The 16,950-nt window shown below is 54.9% G+C and carries 18 protein-coding genes; 8 read left to right on the top strand and 10 right to left on the bottom strand.

The genetic code is table 11. The annotated features are described in order from the left end of the window. The first annotated feature begins 43 nt into the window (after positions 1 to 43). On the top strand, positions 44 to 1,549 hold the full coding sequence (gene der / locus HMPREF0201_RS15710) for a ribosome biogenesis GTPase Der (protein WP_016537735.1): 1,506 nt from the start codon (positions 44 to 46) through the stop codon (positions 1,547 to 1,549). Between the two features lie 57 nt (positions 1,550 to 1,606). On the opposite strand, the gene biuH is transcribed toward der, so the two are convergent. The 3 genes from biuH to HMPREF0201_RS15695 are packed head-to-tail and all read right to left on the bottom strand — an operon-like array spanning position 1,607 to position 5,061. Next, positions 1,607 to 2,317: a biuret amidohydrolase gene (biuH, locus tag HMPREF0201_RS15705; RefSeq protein ID WP_016537734.1), complete on the bottom strand. Its 711-nt coding sequence runs from the start codon at positions 2,315 to 2,317 to the stop codon at positions 1,607 to 1,609. After that, positions 2,310 to 3,620, bottom strand: a complete 1,311-nt coding sequence (locus HMPREF0201_RS15700; protein ID WP_016537733.1) for a purine-cytosine permease family protein — start codon at positions 3,618 to 3,620, stop codon at positions 2,310 to 2,312. Before HMPREF0201_RS15700 ends, biuH begins: the two co-directional genes overlap by 8 nt. Further along, positions 3,613 to 5,061 (bottom strand): amidase, encoded by a 1,449-nt coding sequence (locus HMPREF0201_RS15695; protein WP_016537732.1) that lies wholly within the window; start codon positions 5,059 to 5,061, stop codon positions 3,613 to 3,615. Before HMPREF0201_RS15695 ends, HMPREF0201_RS15700 begins: the two co-directional genes overlap by 8 nt. A gap of 257 nt (positions 5,062 to 5,318) precedes the next feature. Here HMPREF0201_RS15695 and HMPREF0201_RS15690 point away from each other — a divergent pair, with 257 nt between their 5' ends. Beyond that, positions 5,319 to 5,540, top strand: a complete 222-nt coding sequence (locus HMPREF0201_RS15690; protein WP_016537731.1) for a zinc ribbon domain-containing protein — start codon at positions 5,319 to 5,321, stop codon at positions 5,538 to 5,540. Between the two features lie 4 nt (positions 5,541 to 5,544). Here the strand turns inward: HMPREF0201_RS15690 and xseA are convergent, their stop codons facing one another. Next, complete coding sequence (xseA, locus tag HMPREF0201_RS15685; RefSeq protein WP_016537730.1) at positions 5,545 to 6,930, bottom strand: exodeoxyribonuclease VII large subunit; 1,386 nt, start codon at positions 6,928 to 6,930, stop codon at positions 5,545 to 5,547. A 169-nt stretch (positions 6,931 to 7,099) separates the two neighbouring features. On the opposite strand from xseA, the gene guaB reads away from it, so the two are divergent. The 4 genes from guaB to HMPREF0201_RS15665 all read left to right on the top strand — a co-directional run bounded on the left by guaB (position 7,100) and on the right by HMPREF0201_RS15665 (position 11,245). Then, a complete protein-coding gene (gene guaB, locus HMPREF0201_RS15680; protein WP_016537729.1) occupies positions 7,100 to 8,566 on the top strand; it encodes an IMP dehydrogenase in 1,467 nt (488 codons plus the stop codon). 67 nt (positions 8,567 to 8,633) lie between these two features. After that, complete coding sequence (gene guaA, locus HMPREF0201_RS15675; protein WP_016537728.1) at positions 8,634 to 10,211, top strand: glutamine-hydrolyzing GMP synthase; 1,578 nt, start codon at positions 8,634 to 8,636, stop codon at positions 10,209 to 10,211. 225 nt (positions 10,212 to 10,436) lie between these two features. Continuing rightward, positions 10,437 to 10,703, top strand: a complete 267-nt coding sequence (locus tag HMPREF0201_RS15670; protein ID WP_016537727.1) for a helix-turn-helix domain-containing protein — start codon at positions 10,437 to 10,439, stop codon at positions 10,701 to 10,703. Between the two features lie 320 nt (positions 10,704 to 11,023). Then, a complete protein-coding gene (locus HMPREF0201_RS15665) occupies positions 11,024 to 11,245 on the top strand; it encodes a hypothetical protein (protein ID WP_016537726.1) in 222 nt (73 codons plus the stop codon). Positions 11,246 to 11,379: 134 nt separating this feature from the next. On the opposite strand, the gene HMPREF0201_RS15660 is transcribed toward HMPREF0201_RS15665, so the two are convergent. The 5 genes from HMPREF0201_RS15660 to HMPREF0201_RS15640 form a co-directional block, all read right to left on the bottom strand. Continuing rightward, entirely contained in the window at positions 11,380 to 11,787 is a 408-nt protein-coding gene (locus HMPREF0201_RS15660) for a DUF2000 family protein (protein ID WP_039898618.1), read from the bottom strand. A gap of 57 nt (positions 11,788 to 11,844) precedes the next feature. Continuing rightward, the gene (locus HMPREF0201_RS15655) at positions 11,845 to 12,693 is read right to left on the bottom strand and encodes an AraC family transcriptional regulator (protein ID WP_039898616.1); all 849 of its coding nucleotides are present in this window, start codon (positions 12,691 to 12,693) and stop codon (positions 11,845 to 11,847) included. A gap of 45 nt (positions 12,694 to 12,738) precedes the next feature. Beyond that, entirely contained in the window at positions 12,739 to 13,050 is a 312-nt protein-coding gene (locus tag HMPREF0201_RS15650) for a CcdB family protein (protein WP_039898614.1), read from the bottom strand. Positions 13,051 to 13,052: 2 nt separating this feature from the next. Further along, positions 13,053 to 13,295 (bottom strand): type II toxin-antitoxin system CcdA family antitoxin, encoded by a 243-nt coding sequence (locus HMPREF0201_RS15645; protein ID WP_016537722.1) that lies wholly within the window; start codon positions 13,293 to 13,295, stop codon positions 13,053 to 13,055. Positions 13,296 to 13,523: 228 nt separating this feature from the next. Then, entirely contained in the window at positions 13,524 to 13,892 is a 369-nt protein-coding gene (locus tag HMPREF0201_RS15640; protein ID WP_016537721.1) for a winged helix-turn-helix transcriptional regulator, read from the bottom strand. A 123-nt stretch (positions 13,893 to 14,015) separates the two neighbouring features. Here HMPREF0201_RS15640 and HMPREF0201_RS15635 point away from each other — a divergent pair, with 123 nt between their 5' ends. Together HMPREF0201_RS15635 and HMPREF0201_RS15630 are read left to right on the top strand one after the other, a co-directional pair. Next, a complete protein-coding gene (locus HMPREF0201_RS15635) occupies positions 14,016 to 14,849 on the top strand; it encodes an enoyl-CoA hydratase/isomerase family protein (protein WP_039898612.1) in 834 nt (277 codons plus the stop codon). A gap of 95 nt (positions 14,850 to 14,944) precedes the next feature. Next, positions 14,945 to 16,150 carry a M24 family metallopeptidase gene (locus HMPREF0201_RS15630; RefSeq protein ID WP_016537719.1) on the top strand — a complete coding sequence of 402 codons (1,206 nt, stop codon included), beginning with the start codon at positions 14,945 to 14,947 and terminating at the stop codon, positions 16,148 to 16,150. 51 nt (positions 16,151 to 16,201) lie between these two features. Here the strand turns inward: HMPREF0201_RS15630 and HMPREF0201_RS15625 are convergent, their stop codons facing one another. Next, complete coding sequence (locus tag HMPREF0201_RS15625; protein WP_016537718.1) at positions 16,202 to 16,819, bottom strand: LysE family transporter; 618 nt, start codon at positions 16,817 to 16,819, stop codon at positions 16,202 to 16,204. Positions 16,820 to 16,950 lie beyond the last annotated feature (131 nt).

Below are 16,950 nucleotides of genomic sequence, written 5' to 3'. Positions count from 1 at the left end.
TCCGCTGTTTTACTAATAAATTTTGAGTAGTGAGGCTTTTATAATGGTACCTGTGGTCGCGCTGGTTGGGCGCCCTAACGTCGGTAAATCCACCTTGTTTAACCGCTTAACGCGTACCCGTGATGCGCTTGTTGCGGATTTCCCGGGGCTGACACGCGACCGCAAATATGGTCGTGCGGAAGTGGAAGGGCGTGAATTTATCTGCATCGATACCGGCGGTATCGACGGCACGGAAGACGGCGTTGAAACGCGCATGGCGGAGCAGTCTCTGCTGGCAATCGAAGAAGCAGACGTCGTGCTGTTTATGGTGGACGCTCGAGCGGGCCTGATGCCTGCGGATGAAGCCATTGCTCAGCACCTGCGCTCCCGTCAGAAGCCGACTTTCCTGGTGGCGAACAAGACCGACGGTCTTGACCCGGACCAGGCGGTGATCGACTTCTATTCCCTCGGCCTTGGCGAAATCCACCCGATTGCTGCCTCCCATGGCCGCGGCGTGACCAGCCTGCTGGAACACGTTCTGGTCCCGTGGATGGACGATGTCGACCCGCGTGAAAAACCGGAAGAAATTGACGAAGACGAAGCCTACTGGGCGGCGTTCAATGCCAAAAATGGCATCATTTCTGAAGACGAAGAGCTTGCGGAAGAAGAGGAAGAAGAAGCCTTCAACCCTCAGGATCTGCCGATTAAGCTCGCTATCGTTGGCCGCCCTAACGTGGGTAAGTCAACGCTAACTAACCGTATTCTCGGCGAAGAACGCGTAGTGGTTTACGACATGCCGGGCACCACCCGCGACAGTATCTACATTCCGATGGAGCGCGATGAGCGTGAATTCGTTCTGATTGATACCGCAGGCGTTCGTAAGCGTGGGAAAATCACCGACACGGTAGAAAAATTCTCGGTAATCAAAACCCTGCAGGCGATTGAAGACGCTAACGTTGTGCTGCTGGTGATTGATGCCCGCGAAGGCATTTCCGATCAGGATCTCTCGCTGCTGGGCTTTATCCTGAATAGTGGGCGCTCACTGGTTATCGTGGTTAACAAGTGGGACGGCCTGAGCAACGAAGTCCGCGAGCAGGTGAAAGAGACGCTGGACTACCGTCTGGGCTTTATCGACTTCGCCCGCGTACACTTCATCTCCGCCCTGCATGGCAGCGGCGTTGGCAACCTGTTTGAGTCCGTCCGTGAAGCTTACGACAGCTCCACGCGTCGCGTAAGCACCGCGCTGCTGACCCGCATCATGAACATGGCGGCGGAAGACCATCAGCCACCGCTGGTTCGTGGCCGTCGCGTTAAGCTCAAATACGCGCATGCCGGGGGTTATAACCCGCCAATCGTGGTTATCCACGGCAACCAGGTGAAAGACCTGCCGGACTCCTACAAGCGTTATCTGATGAACTACTTCCGTAAATCGCTGGACGTGATGGGCACGCCTATCCGCATTCAGTTCAAGGAAGGGGATAACCCGTTTGCCGGTAAGCGTAACACCCTGACGCCAAACCAGATGCGTAAGCGTAAGCGTCTGATTAAGCATATCAAAAAGGGTAAATAAGCCCTGATTGATAGCCAATGTGCTCCTCGCCAGAAGGGGAGCACACTGGTTTAAGCGTTAAACGGCCAGCGCCGCTGTTGTTTTACCCGCAAGCCCCTCAAGTAAAGTCTCTGAACTCGCCACAGCCCCAAAAATACCCCCCTGCATGTGAATCATGCTTAACGCCGCCTCGTGGTGCTTCAGCTCCGTTGCTGCACAGCAGTCGGTCAGCACCAGGCACTCAAACCCTCGGTCATTAGCTTCGCGCAGCGTGGTATGCACGCAGACGTCGGTTGTAATACCGGTCAGGATCAGATTCCGAATTTCCCGGCTGCGCAAAATCAGCTCCAGATCGGTAGCATAAAAAGAACCTTTTCCCGGTTTGTCGATAATCACTTCTCCCGGAAGCGGCGCCAGCTCGGGAATGATTTCCCAGCCCGGCTCCCCGCGAACCAGAATGCGGCCGCAGGGGCCCTGAGCGCCTATTTCGGCGTTCATCCGTTTTGAGCGCCAGCGCTTATTTTCCGGCAGGTCGCTTAAGTCAGGGCGATGCCCCTCTCGGGTATGAATAATCGGAAAGCCCAGCTCGCGCATGCGGGCCAGCACACGTTGCAGGGGTTTTATCGGCGCGCGAGTCAGCTCGATGTCGTAGCCCATGCTGTCGACGTAGCCCCCTTTACCGCAGAAATCAGTTTGCATATCTATGACCATAAGCGCGGTATTGCTACTGCTGTAGCTGCCGTCAAACGGCCAGGCGTAGGGCGTTGAGTGAATAGCGTAATCAGGCATTTTTTTCCTCCAGCACGGTGACCGACGTTTCGCGTTTTAGCTTCATTATCAGGGTGTAGCTGGCGGCGGCGGTGACCAGGCCAATGACCGCTTCGCCAAACTGCGGGAACAGCAGGTGAGCTACCACGGCACAGAGGCTACCGATAGCCCATGCCGCAAAGGCGCCACCGCGCATGCGGCTTGTTTTACGGTTTTGGCTAATTTTGGCCATAAAGATCAAATCAACGATCATTACTGCGCCAAACGGAGGAACTACAACCCCCAGCAGGCTCAGCCATTCCAGGAAATATGACCAGACGCCCGCAAGTGCTAACGCCCCGCCGGTCGCGCCCAGAATCAACGTCCACAGGCGCATTTTGCTGTGGAACAGATGGCTGTAGCCTACCGCGCCGTTGTACAGGCAGTGGGTACAGACAGAACCGAGGTTGATAAAGACAAACAGGCAGGCGATGGCCGACAGAATTTCACCGTGGCCCATCAGCATTGGCAGGAAGTTGCCGCCGTTGCTTGCCGGGTCAACGGCGGCCCCCACGGCAACGATAGCGACGCCGAAAAGATAAGAGATGACATTGGCCACGGGGAAAGCAGAGAAGGCCGCAATGACCGCTGATTTGCCGTTTTTTGACCAGCGGGTGAAGTCTGCCGTCATCGTGCCCGAGTCGGCAAAACCGGCGATAACCATTGTTACCGCCGTGCCCATGCTCATGGTGCCGACTGCGGCAGGGCTGCCGCGCCACTGGGTCATGGTGCTGAAATCGTGGGTCTGGCTAATCAGCCATAAGGCGACAAGCCCAAGCACCACGAACAGCGGAGCGGCAATCATGCCGAGCACCGACAGGGCACGTACTCCAAGGAAGGTGATGCCGGTGTAAAGCACGATGGCGAATGCGGTCACCGCCATGGCGTTCCAGCCGAAGGTCTGGTTAATCACGGTTCCGGTCAGGCCGGTCTGGAATGCGTACCAGCCAATCACCACGGTGGACAGAAATCCCGAAACCAAAATGTAGCCTTTGGTGCCGAAGGTTCGTTTTGCCTGTAAGGCGAAGTTCATGCCGGTATGCCCGGCAAACCAGCTTAGCGAGCCAACGTAGGCAAACAGCACCAGGTTGCCCAGCAGAATCGCAATGATGGCGGGCCAGAAGCCGAGGGACCAGCTGATAATGCCGCCAAACAGCGCGTTGGTGAGGATCATCGGGAAGCCAAACCATACCGCCGAGACGGAGCCGGTGGAGTGGCGATGGCTGAGCGGTACCGGCTCGTGTTCAAATTCCTGCTCCAGAGCAGGGGTGGACTTGTTATTCATGGGCAACTCCAGGCAAGGCGGGATAGAGATGATTCCATGGTTGAATGCGCTCGAAAGCGGCGCTTGCCGCGAGCACCAGGCCGTCGTCCAGGTGACGACCCACAATTTGCAGCCCAATCGGCAATCCGCTGGCGGTGAAACCAGCGGGAACGGAAGCGGCGGGCTGGCCGGTAAAATTGAAGGGGAAACAGAACGACAGCCAGTGGTCGCTCCTCACCATGCGGCCATCGATCATTTCCGGGCCTTGCATATTCAGCGGGAAAGGCGGCACGGCCAGCGTTGGCGTCAACAGCAGGTCGTAGCGCTGCATAAAGCGCCAAAGCTGGTTGCAGACTTTTTTGCGTGTGGTGTTGGCGTCGGTAAAAGTTTCTGCACGCCATTCGTGTTGCAGCATGGCGCTGAGGTGCGGCGACATTTTTGGCCCCAGTTCGGCCTGCATTTTGCGCATGCCTGAGAGGTCGCTTTCAAAGGCGACCAGCGCAGCGAAAGAGGCCACCTCATCGGTGATACCGGGGTCTACTTCGTCCAGCTCTGCCCCTGATTCCCGCGCGAAACGGCGGGCGGCCTCGGTGGTAACCTGACGTACTTCGGGGTCGACGGCGATGTAGCCGAAATCGGCGCTAAACGCGATACGCAGACCGCTCAGAGGTTTTTCTAACGCCGCCAGCCAGTCAACATCCGCGCTGGGGATAGAATGCCTGTCACGCATGTCCGGGCCAGCGATAACGGACATCATCAATGCGGCGTCCCTTACCGTGCGCGTCATCGGCCCCACGTGCTCGAGCGACTCCCAGCTGGAAACTCCCGGATAGCGCTCGTCGCGGCAGCCGGGCCACAGCGGTACCCGGCCCATAGACGCCTTCAGGCCATATACGCCGCAGTGTGCGGCAGGAATGCGAACCGAACCTCCGCCGTCGCTGCCTAAAGCTATCGGGCAGAGCCGGGCTGCGAGCGCTGCGCCTGAACCTGCGCTGGAGCCTCCGGGCGTTTTGCTCAGATCCCAGGGATTTCGGGGCGAGGGAAATAATGGATTGTGCCCAACGCCGCTGTAGCCAAACTCGGGGGCGGTGGTTTTACCCAGCAGAATGGCATCGGCGGCAAGCAGGCGTTCAACGCAGATATCGTCGTCTTCCGGGATAAAATCCTTATAGGCAGCGGAACCCGAGGTTGTTCGTACCCCGGCAGTAGAGATCAGGTCTTTAACCGCCAGAGGCACACCTGCCAGCGGGCCCAATACTTGCCCATCAGAACGTTTAGCATCGACGGCATCAGCCTGCGCCAGGGCGAGCTCCGGCGTGGCGGTGCAAAATGCCTGAATATAAGGCTCCCGCTGCTCCAGCCGGTTAATTGCCGCCTGGGTTAATTCCCGCGCGGAAACCTCGCCACAGCGAACTAACGCCGCCAAAGTGGTCGCATCTTTATCCAACAATTCATCAAACATCGGGGGGCTCCCAGGTTAGCTGCACAAGGGAGCCATTCAATTACCATGCCAAAGGGTTCAAAAAACTGAAGGCTAAGGCGCAGCGCCGTCTGGGATACCAGGCTGGATACAAGCGCGCGTAAACGGAAGGTGAGGTTGGGCAAAAATGGTGCATTAATGCGCTAAATTTGCCTGTCCTTTGCACAGTGCCGGAGTGAGTCCATTTTAACGCTATGGGTATATAATGGTTCCCATTAATGACTTAGCGGGAGGGAAGAATGATGGTGAATTGCCCGGCGTGTAAAAACGAACTGAAACAAACGGACGGGGGCGCTCGCTGTGATACCTGCGCCAAAGATTTCCGCCTGGAGGCGCTCTGCCCGGACTGCCATAAACCTTTACAGGTGCTGAAAGCGTGTGGTGCGGTGGATTATTTCTGCCAGAACGGCCACGGGCTGATTTCTAAAAAGCGCGTGGAGTTTGTTCCCGTCGCGCTCTGATTTCTTACTCGTCTTTCGCCGCTGGCTTACGCTTACGCGGCGCTTTCACCGGTTTGATGCCCGTAACCTGACTCTCGACCCAGCCGTCGTCCAGGCGCGTGGTTAGCGTGTCTCCGGACTTCACCTGTTTGGTTTTCTTCAGCAGCTTGCCGTCTTCGGCCGTAGTGACGCTATAGCCACGCGCCAGGGTTGCCAGCGGGCTAACCGCCTCAAGCTGCGCCAGGGCGGTGCCAAAGCGTTGTTTTGTCTGGCTGAGCTGAGCGCTTACTAACTGCGACAGGCGGTATTCAAGCTGCTGTAACCGAGACTGGGCGCGATGAATGCGCGGCTGAGGTTGCTGCTGATTAAGACGCTGAGCCAGGCGCTGCTGCTGCTGGTTGGCACGGCGAACTTTTCCGTCTATTGCCACATTGAGCCGCTGGCGCAGGCGCTCAAGCGTGGTTTGCTGGCGGGCTAAACGCAGCTGAGGATGCTGCTGTTGCAGGCGGTGATGCAGGCGCGTAAAGCGCTGAGTGCGCTGCGCCAGATAATAATCCATCGCCATTTCCATGCGCTGCTGCTGGGACTGGATTTGGCGCAGAAGTTCGAGCTGATTACGGCTGACGATTTCCGCCGCGGCGGAAGGTGTTGGCGCACGTAAATCAGCGACAAAATCAGCGATCGTGAGGTCAGTTTCATGCCCTACGGCGCTAACGACCGGGATCTTGCTCGCGAAAATTGCTCGTGCAACACGCTCATCGTTGAAGCTCCACAAATCTTCCAGCGAGCCGCCGCCGCGCCCGACAATCAGCACATCACATTCATTACGCAGGTTAGCAAGTTCAATAGCTCGCACGATTTGCAGCGGGGCGTCTGCGCCCTGAACGGCGGTTGGATAGATAATGACCGGCAGGGACGGATCGCGGCGCTGTAATACGTGCAGCACGTCGTGCAGCGCCGCGCCGGTTTTAGAGGTAATAACCCCGACCTGACGAGCGGGAACGGGCAGCGGCTGCTTGTGTGCCTGGTCGAACAGCCCCTCGGCGCTCAGCTTCTGCTTGAGCTGCTCATACTGCTGCTGCAACAGCCCTTCACCGGCAGGCTGCATGCTTTCGACGATGATTTGGTAATCGCCGCGCGGTTCGTAAAGCGTGATGTTGGCGCGGACTAAAACCTGCTGCCCGTGCTGCGGGCGGAACGTTACCCTACGGTTACTGTTGCGGAACATCGCGCAGCGAACCTGGGCGGTATCGTCTTTCAGCGTGAAGTACCAGTGGCCGGAAGAAGGCTGGCTGAAGTTGGAAATTTCACCGCTGATCCAGACCTGACCCATCTCCTGCTCCAGCAGCAGACGCACCGTCTGATTCAGGCGTGAAACGGTATAAATTGAGGGAGAATTTTGTGTCGGCATGTGAGCTGGATCAAATTTTAAATCAGCAGGTTAATAGGTCGATACTACCTTCCGTTTCGCCATTAGCAAGGAGTTTTGCGAAAAAAGTGTGGATGCAATCGCTTACGCTCTGTATAATGCCGCGGCAATATTTTATCTGTTCTCATTCACCCCAGGTTGAGATATTGCCATGCTACGTATCGCTAAAGAAGCACTGACGTTTGACGACGTTCTCCTCGTTCCAGCTCACTCTACTGTTCTGCCGAACACGGCCGATCTCGGCACCCAACTGACCAAAACTATTCGTCTGAATATCCCTATGCTGTCCGCAGCGATGGATACCGTGACGGAAGCGCGTCTGGCTATCGCCCTGGCGCAGGAAGGCGGTCTTGGTTTCATCCACAAAAATATGTCGATTGAACGCCAGGCAGAAGAAGTAAAGCGCGTTAAAAAACACGAAAGTGGCGTGGTAACCGACCCGCAAACCGTGCTGCCAACCACCACCCTGCGTGAAGTGAAAGAGTTAACCGAGCGTAACGGCTTTGCCGGTTACCCGGTAGTCACCGAAGAAAACGAACTGGTCGGCATCATCACCGGCCGCGACGTGCGCTTCGTAACCGACCTGAGCCAGCCTGTTAGCGTGTATATGACTCCGAAAGAGCGTCTGGTTACCGTTAAAGAAGGCGAAGCCCGCGACGTTGTGCTGTCTAAAATGCACGAAAAACGCGTTGAGAAAGCGCTGGTTGTTGACGGCGGGTTCCACCTGCTGGGCATGATCACCGTTAAAGACTTCCAGAAAGCAGAGCGTAAACCTAACGCCTGTAAAGACGAGCAGGGCCGTCTGCGTGTTGGGGCTGCGGTTGGCGCAGGCGCAGGCAACGAAGAGCGTGTTGACGCTCTGGTCGCCGCTGGCGTTGATATTCTGCTGATTGACTCCTCTCACGGCCACTCCGAAGGCGTTCTGCAACGTATTCGTGAAACCCGTGCTAAATATCCTGACCTGCAAATCATCGGCGGTAACGTAGCAACCGCCGCTGGTGCTCGCGCCCTGGCAGAAGCTGGCTGTAGCGCTGTTAAGGTCGGCATCGGTCCTGGCTCCATCTGTACTACTCGTATCGTAACCGGCGTTGGCGTTCCGCAGATTACTGCCGTGGCTGATGCGGTTGAAGCGCTGGAAGGCACCGGTATTCCGGTCATCGCCGACGGCGGGATCCGCTTCTCCGGCGACATCGCTAAAGCTATCGCCGCTGGTGCAGCTGCGGTAATGGTTGGCGGCATGCTGGCAGGTACCGAAGAGTCTCCGGGCGAAATCGAACTCTACCAGGGCCGTGCTTTCAAATCCTACCGCGGCATGGGTTCTCTGGGCGCGATGTCCAAAGGCTCTTCCGACCGTTACTTCCAGACCGACAACGCAGCAGACAAACTGGTACCGGAAGGTATCGAAGGCCGCGTGGCTTATAAAGGCCGCCTGAAAGAGATCGTTCACCAGCAGATGGGCGGCCTGCGTTCCTGTATGGGCCTGACCGGCTGTGGTACTATCGACGCGCTGCGTACCAAAGCGGAATTCGTACGCATCAGCGGTGCGGGTATTCAGGAAAGTCACGTTCACGACGTGACCATCACTAAAGAGTCTCCGAACTACCGCATGGGCTCCTGATTTCACTAGCCCGGCCACGCGCCGGGCTCTTTATATTCTCGTTTCACTTGCCTCGGAATTAACGTCAATGACGGAAAACATTCATAAACATCGCATCCTGATCCTCGACTTCGGTTCTCAGTACACTCAGCTGGTGGCGCGCCGCGTCCGTGAGCTGGGCGTTTACTGCGAACTGTGGGCATGGGATGTTACCGAAGCTCAAATTCGTGAGTTCAACCCAAGCGGCATCATTCTCTCCGGCGGCCCGGAAAGCACCACCGAAGAGAACAGCCCGCGCGCGCCTGAGTATGTGTTTACAGCTGGCGTGCCGGTGTTTGGCGTGTGCTACGGCATGCAGACCATGGCAATGCAGCTTGGCGGCCACGTTGAAAGTTCTACCGAGCGTGAATTTGGCTATGCGCAGGTTGAGGTTAAAACCGACAGCGCCCTGGTTCGCGGCATCGAAGACTCTCTGAGCGCAGCCGGCCAGCCGCTGCTGGACGTGTGGATGAGCCACGGTGATAAAGTTACCGCCATCCCGTCTGACTTCGTGACCGTTGCCAGCACCGAGACCTGCCCGTTTGCCATTATGGCCAACGAAGAAAAACGCTTCTACGGCGTGCAGTTCCACCCGGAAGTGACCCACACCCGTCAGGGCCAGCGTCTGCTGGAGCGTTTTGTTCTGGAAATCTGCGGCTGCGAAGCGCTGTGGACCCCGGCAAAAATCATCGAAGATGCGATCGTCCGCATCCGTGAGCAGGTCGGTAACGACAAAGTTATCCTCGGCCTGTCCGGCGGCGTTGACTCCTCCGTGACGGCGATGCTGCTGCACCGCGCCATCGGCAAAAAACTGACCTGCGTATTCGTGGACAACGGCCTGCTGCGCCTGAACGAAGCCGCTCAGGTAATGGACATGTTCGGCGACCACTTCGGCCTGAACATCGTTCATGTTGAAGGCGAAGAGCGCTTCCTGACCGCGCTGGCGGGCGAGAACGACCCGGAAGCCAAGCGTAAAATCATCGGCCGCGTGTTCGTTGAAGTGTTTGACGAAGAAGCGCTGAAGCTGGAAGACGTTAAATGGCTGGCGCAGGGCACCATCTACCCTGACGTTATCGAGTCTGCGGCCTCCGCGACCGGTAAAGCGCACGTCATCAAATCTCACCACAACGTGGGCGGCCTGCCGAAAGAGATGAAGATGGGCCTGGTTGAGCCGCTGCGTGAGCTGTTCAAAGACGAAGTGCGTAAAATCGGTCTCGAGCTTGGCCTGCCGTACGACATGCTTTACCGTCACCCGTTCCCGGGCCCAGGCCTCGGCGTTCGTGTGCTGGGTGAAGTGAAGAAAGAGTACTGCGACCTGCTGCGCCGCGCCGATGCTATCTTCATCGAAGAGCTGCACAAAGCTGACCTGTACAACAAAGTGAGCCAGGCGTTCACCGTGTTCCTGCCGGTCCGTTCCGTGGGCGTAATGGGCGATGGCCGCAAGTACGACTGGGTTGTTTCCCTGCGTGCGGTAGAAACCATCGACTTTATGACCGCGCACTGGGCGCACCTGCCTTACGACTTCCTCGGCCGCGTGTCCAACCGCATCATCAACGAAGTGAACGGCATCTCCCGCGTGGTTTACGATATTTCTGGTAAACCGCCTGCTACGATTGAGTGGGAATAAGTTTTTAGCGCTGACTAAAAACCGCTAGCTTCAAAAAATCGCCAGTAAAATCGAAGGATTTTCTGGCGATTTTTTTATCCTTCGAATATCCCCCTCCGTAATCACTTCCCCTTAATCACCTTCGTCCCGCAAAAAACTAACGTATGTGACTCATAGTCCGTGGAGTACATTGCGAACAAAGGCGATGCTTATCCATGTTGAAACATCAAACACGGGAGAGAAAGCATGAAAGCACAGGACTGGCATCCGGCGGATATCATCGCTGGCATCAGGAAGAAAGGCACATCGCTGGCGGCATTATCCAGGGATTCCGGGCTCGCGTCATCGACGCTGGCAAACGCGTTAACCAGGCGCTGGCCGAAGGGCGAGCGGCTTATTGCGGAAGCGCTGGGCAAGCAGCCTCAAGAGATTTGGCCTTCGCGCTATAAAAACGTGGATGTAGAAGAAATTGAGAAAAATGCAGCAGGAAATATTCGGCTACGAAGTGATTGAGTTCATTGCCGCTGTATATTACATAATGCAGGTATATATGATGCATTAGCCCATATATGGATTCTATTAAGGTAACTACATTCATAACCTATTTAATATAATCGAGGGTAAGTATGGGTAGGATATGAGAGTGGGGAGTGAGAACGGTTGTTTAAATTGACACGAGGACTGTTTTAGTTGACAACTATTTGCTTGCTTATATTAAAGACAAAAAATGGTAGCTCAGTGGTCATTGCTTTTATCAAACCCTCCGATAATAATAGGCTCGTAGTGTTATTTTTTCATCGTAATCAGATCTTTTTACTATTGGAGGATTTCTAATGGAAATTTACAAAGATATAAATAATGACTCTGGTGTTCGTGGTTATGAATTAGGAAATACATTTATAAAAGTATGGTTCGAAGGTACAGCGCGAGATTACACCTATAGTTATGCAAGTGCTGGGGCTGATAACGTAGAAAAAATGAAAAAACTTGCTGTCAGTGGTGATGGTTTAAATGCATTCATTAACCACTTCGTAAAATTCAAATATGAGAGATGATTTTCATTATTTGAATTAGATATGAAGGTTTTGTAATTGGCACGTTGGTTTTCAGCTTCAGTTTTAATGTAAAGCCCACACTTAATGGAATTTCTCAGTAATTGTGGGCCTAATGTTCTATTAATTGTCTAACTCTACTTATGCAGCGCCAACCCCTTTATCACCTTATCCACCACCTTCTTCGGGCCGCGCATCGCCAGGCCGACCAGGTTCATGTTGTCGGCATTTTCCGCTTTAAAGACTTCCCGGTTGGCTGCGTCATGCCCGGTGGAAAACATGGCGTGCACGTAAGGGAGCAGGGTGAGCTCGCGCTCCAGGCCTTTGCGGTGAGCGGTTTGCAGCCCGGCGAGATCGGATTCGAAAATCAGCATCGGCTGGCCGGACAAATTGCCGTATTCACGGCCTTTTGCGTCCACGTATGGCGCACCCATGATTTCCGGGGAGGCGGCTGCCACTCCGGTGCCGAGAAACGCCACTACGTTCAGGCGCTGCCAGGTGGGTAAATCGTCGCGTACGATAAAGGCAATTTTGGTATCAAACATCTGTCCTGCTTCTCCGTTCATCTTTCGGGGAAGACATCATCGGAGATGGCAGGGCGGTCAGTATAGAACGTTTGTGCAGCGGCGCTGGTAGGCGACGGGGGAGAGGCGATAGGCGCGCTGGAACCAGCGTCCCATGTGGCTTTGGTCGGCAAATCCGGTTTGCGAGGCGACCAGCGCAGGCTCTTTCCCCTGGGCCAGTAGCGCCCGGGCGGTGCGCAGGCGAAGCCGCACAAGGTAAGCGTGAGGCGACTGACCAAAAGCCTGCTTAAACTGGCGGTTGAGCCGGAACCTGTCGATGCCGGAGTGCAGGGCGAGTTCGCCCAGGCCGATGTCCAGATGCATACGATCGTGAAGAAAATCCCTGACTTCATACATTTGCCTGAGCGCATCGTTTGAGGCCGAAGGCGGCCTGATGCTGATGTGGCGTGAAAGCAGGGCGACAAGGTGGTCGAGCGTCTGGTCGCGGGCGAGTTGGCCTTCTCGATGGTGGACGGCAAAAAACGCCTGCCGGATAGCAATGCTGAGCTGCGGGTCGTCCGCCAGGGTGTTATGGAAGGCGGCTTCCAGCGTGGAGATATTACCCAGCCCACGGCGCTGCATGTTCTCGCTCACCCAGGCCTGGGGCAGGTAGAGCATCGCGTAGGTAAAGCCTTCGGCTTCGGGTGCGTGGCCGTCGTGTACCGCGCCCGGTTCAATCAGAATGGCTCTGCCCGGATGGCTGGTGTGCGTGGCGCGGTGGCAGTTAAAGCGCTGGAGCCCTTGCTGCGTCACGCCGACAAGTACTTCGTCGTGATCGTGCGCGTCATAAGCGTGGCCGGAGAAATGGGCGTTAATGCTTTCTATACCGCTCTCTTTATCGCGGTTGATATCAACCCAGTCTCTGCTCGTTTTGCCGCGCGTTGTCATCAGTCTGGTCTCGCTTTAAAGCGGATTCTGTTTCCGAAGGGGGAGCTATTCGATGCCATAGAAAAGGAAGTTAAGCGCTGCTTTTATTGTATTTTCATGTTCAGCCGCACTGCAGTGTTCTGCGCCCAGGACTCGTTCAGGGATACTCGCGAGTTCATGAATCATCACAATAAAATCTTCACCGGCCAGATTAATGGCTGGGGTGAGTTTGTCTGTGCGTGGTCCTTTATAGTTTTCGGCTGGAAACAAAGGAATGACAACTCGCGTGTTTCTGCGCCCAATGATGTTGCTCTGAACATTCAATAAATACGGATAAGCCGTGGGCTTGCCCGTATTTTTATAGACGGTGAATTGCATGATTAGAACGTCCTGTAGGTGTCGGATAACAGCCCGTTTTCTTCCGTGAGCTGATTCAGATAGTCGATTGCGGCTTCGTTTTCTTTCTTCCAGCGGGCAGCTTCAATCTCCTTGATTTCGGTCTTTAGAGCATTACGCAACGTTTGTGACAAGTTGATTCCAGCTGCTCTTGCTTCCTGAATCAGCTCTGGCTCTAGTGTGACAGTGACTGTTTTTTTCACTCGTATACTTGCTGATGCGGGCATTTCTCCTCCTCAAGATCTGCGCTTTTGTATGTGTAATTAACACATACACTAGCACAGATATCATTTGGCGAAAATATAGCCAAAATTCTTTAACTAAAAAACCAGAAATCGACAAAGGCCGAATCTTCAGCGAAGGATGTTTGTAGGAGGGCCTGGGTAGGTAATGCCCGGGCTTTATAGCGCACGACATACCCGTTTTATCACTACGCGCTGCTGAGATATCGAGTTTTAAACTGACTCACTCTCAGCGTCATACAGCTTCTGGCTGCGCTGGATGGTCTCTATATTTTCCAGCGTCCAGTTAAACAGGCGTGAGAAAGGCTCCTGCAAGGATTGTCCTAGCGGCGTCAGTGAATATTCCACGCCGAGCACCCGGCCATCCAGCACTTTACGTTTGACCATGCCGTTGCGCTCCAGCTTGCGCAGCGTCTGCGTCAGGACTCGCTGCGTCACGCCATCCAGTCTTCGCTTAATGGCATTAAAACGCTGCGGCTCTCGCAGCACTTCCAGCACCATCATTGACCACTTATCGGCTATCTGATCGAGCACGATACGGCTTGGGCAGTCTGCCCGATAAACAGTTTCAGTCTTAACCATAGGTATCCTCCAGCATCCCTGGGATGTTTAAGGTGCGTAATTGACGCCAGGTATCCAAAATATACTATCCAGGGGATGGCGAAAATACGACCTCGCTCTTTCCAGATGATAAAGGAAACCCCGATGATAAAGACAAATTACAGCAAAATCCTGAGCTCTCAACGTAATGGCGTGTTGACGGTGACGATCAATAATCCGCCGGTGAATGTTCTTGATGTCGCGCTAATGTCCGAGCTCACTCACGTCCTGCTTTCTGTGCGGAACGATCCGGCTGTCCATGTTTTAGTTTTTGAGAGTGCCATTCCAGAATTCTTTATTGCTCATGTTGATATGACGCTGATTGATGAGCCTCACGCCTTCGATGAACTGGCGAAGGCTGCTCCTGATGAGCTTAATCCTTTCCAGGCTTTTGGTGAGCTCTTACGCAGCCAGCCGCAGGTTACCATCGTTAAGCTGGCAGGCCTGGCCCGGGGCGGTGGTGCTGAGTTTGTTGCTGCAGCGGATATGGCATTTGCCGCAGAAAAACGAGCAGGACTTGCTCAGTGTGAAGCATTGATGGGTATCGTTCCTGGCGGTGGGGCGACGCAATATCTGTTCGACAGGATGACGCGAGGAAGAGCACTTGAAGTGGTGCTGGGCGCGGATCTTATTGAGGCCAAACTGGCGGAGCGATATGGCTGGATCAACCGAGCCTTACCTGATGATGAACTGGATTCTTTTGTTGAGAAACTGGCGAACAACATTGCCAGCTTGCCTGAAGGCGTGATTGAGGCGGCGAAAAAAGCCATCCCGGCCTCCGATCTTCGGGAAGGGTTCCACCGCGAACACGATGCCTGGGCTGGGCTCTTCGCCCGGCCTGCGGCAGAGAGGTTGATCCGTGGCGGGCTGAAGGCCGGAGCACAAACCGTAGAGGGAGAAACAAGGCTCGAAAGCTTGCTGCGCGAGCTTAGTATCTAACTAAAAAGCCCGCTATATAAATCCCTTTTGATCTGTTAAAACATTTGGCGATCCGGGCACGGCAAAAGTTAAACAAGACTGAGGTAACGAGCACCATGAATAAAGCAGATCATCTCCAGGCGGTAACGGCCAAAGCCAGAGCAATCATGGCCCGTAATAATATAGAGGCTTTGGTGGTGACCACCCCGGACAACTTTTGCCATGTGACCGGTTTTGCCAGTTTCTTTATGTACACCTTTCGCCACACTGGCGCGGCGCTGGCGGTCATTTTCCGGGATGAAAATCTACCGTCATTGATCGTAATGAACGAGTTCGAGGCGGCAGGCTTGCAGTTTGAGCTGGCGAACTATGAGCTGAAAACCTTCCCGGTTTGGGTGGATGTCGATGAGCCTTTTAACCCCGATCGCGAGATCAAAGAACGGCCAATTGGCCCGCCGGTTGAGGCGGTTTTCACTCTCCTTAAATCCACGTTAGCGGACGCAGGCGTGCTGGATAAAAATATCGCTATCGAGCTGAATGCGATGAGCAACGGCGGCAAGCAGACCCTGGATAAGACGATCCCGAATTTACGGCTGGTGGATTCAACGGCAATCTTCAACGAACTGCGGATGGTCAAAAGCCCGTGGGAGATAGCCTTCCTGCGTAAAAGCGCGCAGATCACCGAATATGGCATCAGTGAGGCCTTTAAGGCGATTGGCGAGGGTTGTTCGGCTTGGGATCTCACCGCCGCCTATAAAGCGGCCGTGATGCAGCACCCGGAGACGAACCTTTCGCGCTTTCATTTGATCTCGGTGGGCGATGATTTTGCGCCCAAACTCATTCCGAGCCGTGAACCCGTTAAATCGGGGGATTTAATCAAATTTGACTGCGGCGTGGATGTGGCCGGTTATGGCGCGGATTTGGCGCGTACAGTGGTGTTCGGGCAGCCAACGGCCATGGCCGAACGAATCTACCAAACGATTTTGCAGGGCCACGAGCACATGCTTAGCCTGATTGGCCCGGGCGTGAAGCTCAGCCATGTGTTTAACGACACGATGAGCAAAATCAAAGCTAATGGCTTACCGCACTATAATCGGGGTCATTTAGGGCATGGCGATGGGCTGTTCTTAGGCCTGGAGGAGGCACCTTTTATTAGCGCAGCGGCCACCGAAACCTTTGAGCCAGGCATGGTCTTTAGCGTGGAAACGCCTTACTACGGCATCGGGGTTGGGGCTATCATGCTGGAAGATATGTTGCTGATAACCGACGACGGTTATGAGCTATTTAGCCAGCTACCCCGGGAGTTGCGGCGTTTTGAATAAGCTCAATGCGGGGCGTTAATCAGCCCCGCTATTTTCGCTTAGTCATGAGCATCAGCTAAAAAATGCCAGCTTAAAGGCAAACAGCGCCAGGAACAGGCCGGTGGCTTTCTCCAGCAGGTAGACCATGCCGGGGCGAGTACGGACCTTTTCGGCAAGCGACGTGGTCAGAAAAATCATTATCGAACAATAGATAAAGGTCAGCGCGGCGGCGGTACCTGCAAGAATCGCGAACGTTGGGATCCCCAAACAGCTTGCCGGGTCGATAAACAGCGGCAGGAACATCACGTAAAACAAAATGGGTTTGGGGTTCATCAGGGTGATGACCAGGCCCTGTAAAAACGGCGTTCTTTTGCCTGTCACCGGCGGCGGCGGAGCGCCGGTTTTTGCCTTCATCAGCAGTTGCGCACCCATCCACAGCAGGTAAGCGGCACCCAGCCATTTAATCACCAGGAAAACGTGAGGCGAGGACTCAAGCAGCGCTGCCACGCCCGCAATGGCAAGCCACAGCAGCACCTGGTCACCCAGCAATATTCCCATCAGGCAGAGGTAGCCGCTGCGCGCGCCGCCTTTGCTGGCGCTGGTTATCAGGATCAGGTTGCCGGGGCCGGGAATGATTAACAGCAGGATGAAAGAGACGACAAAGGTGCCGTAATGGATGATGCCGGGCATGCTCAGGTTTTCCTTAAAAGTGCTTGGTTCAGGTGGTGCGTTCTTGCTTTTATGCGCCGTACTGGCTGGCTTTATGATGGGAAAGAAGGCCGATAGGCGGCAACCGAAAACCGTGATATGTTTTCCTTATC

Origin of the sequence: Cedecea davisae DSM 4568, assembly GCF_000412335.2 — a bacterium.
In the GTDB taxonomy this organism is placed as follows: Bacteria; Pseudomonadota; Gammaproteobacteria; order Enterobacterales; family Enterobacteriaceae; genus Cedecea; species Cedecea davisae.
Note: the sequence above shows the minus strand (reverse complement) of the source record. Positions and strands in the feature narration are given on the sequence as shown.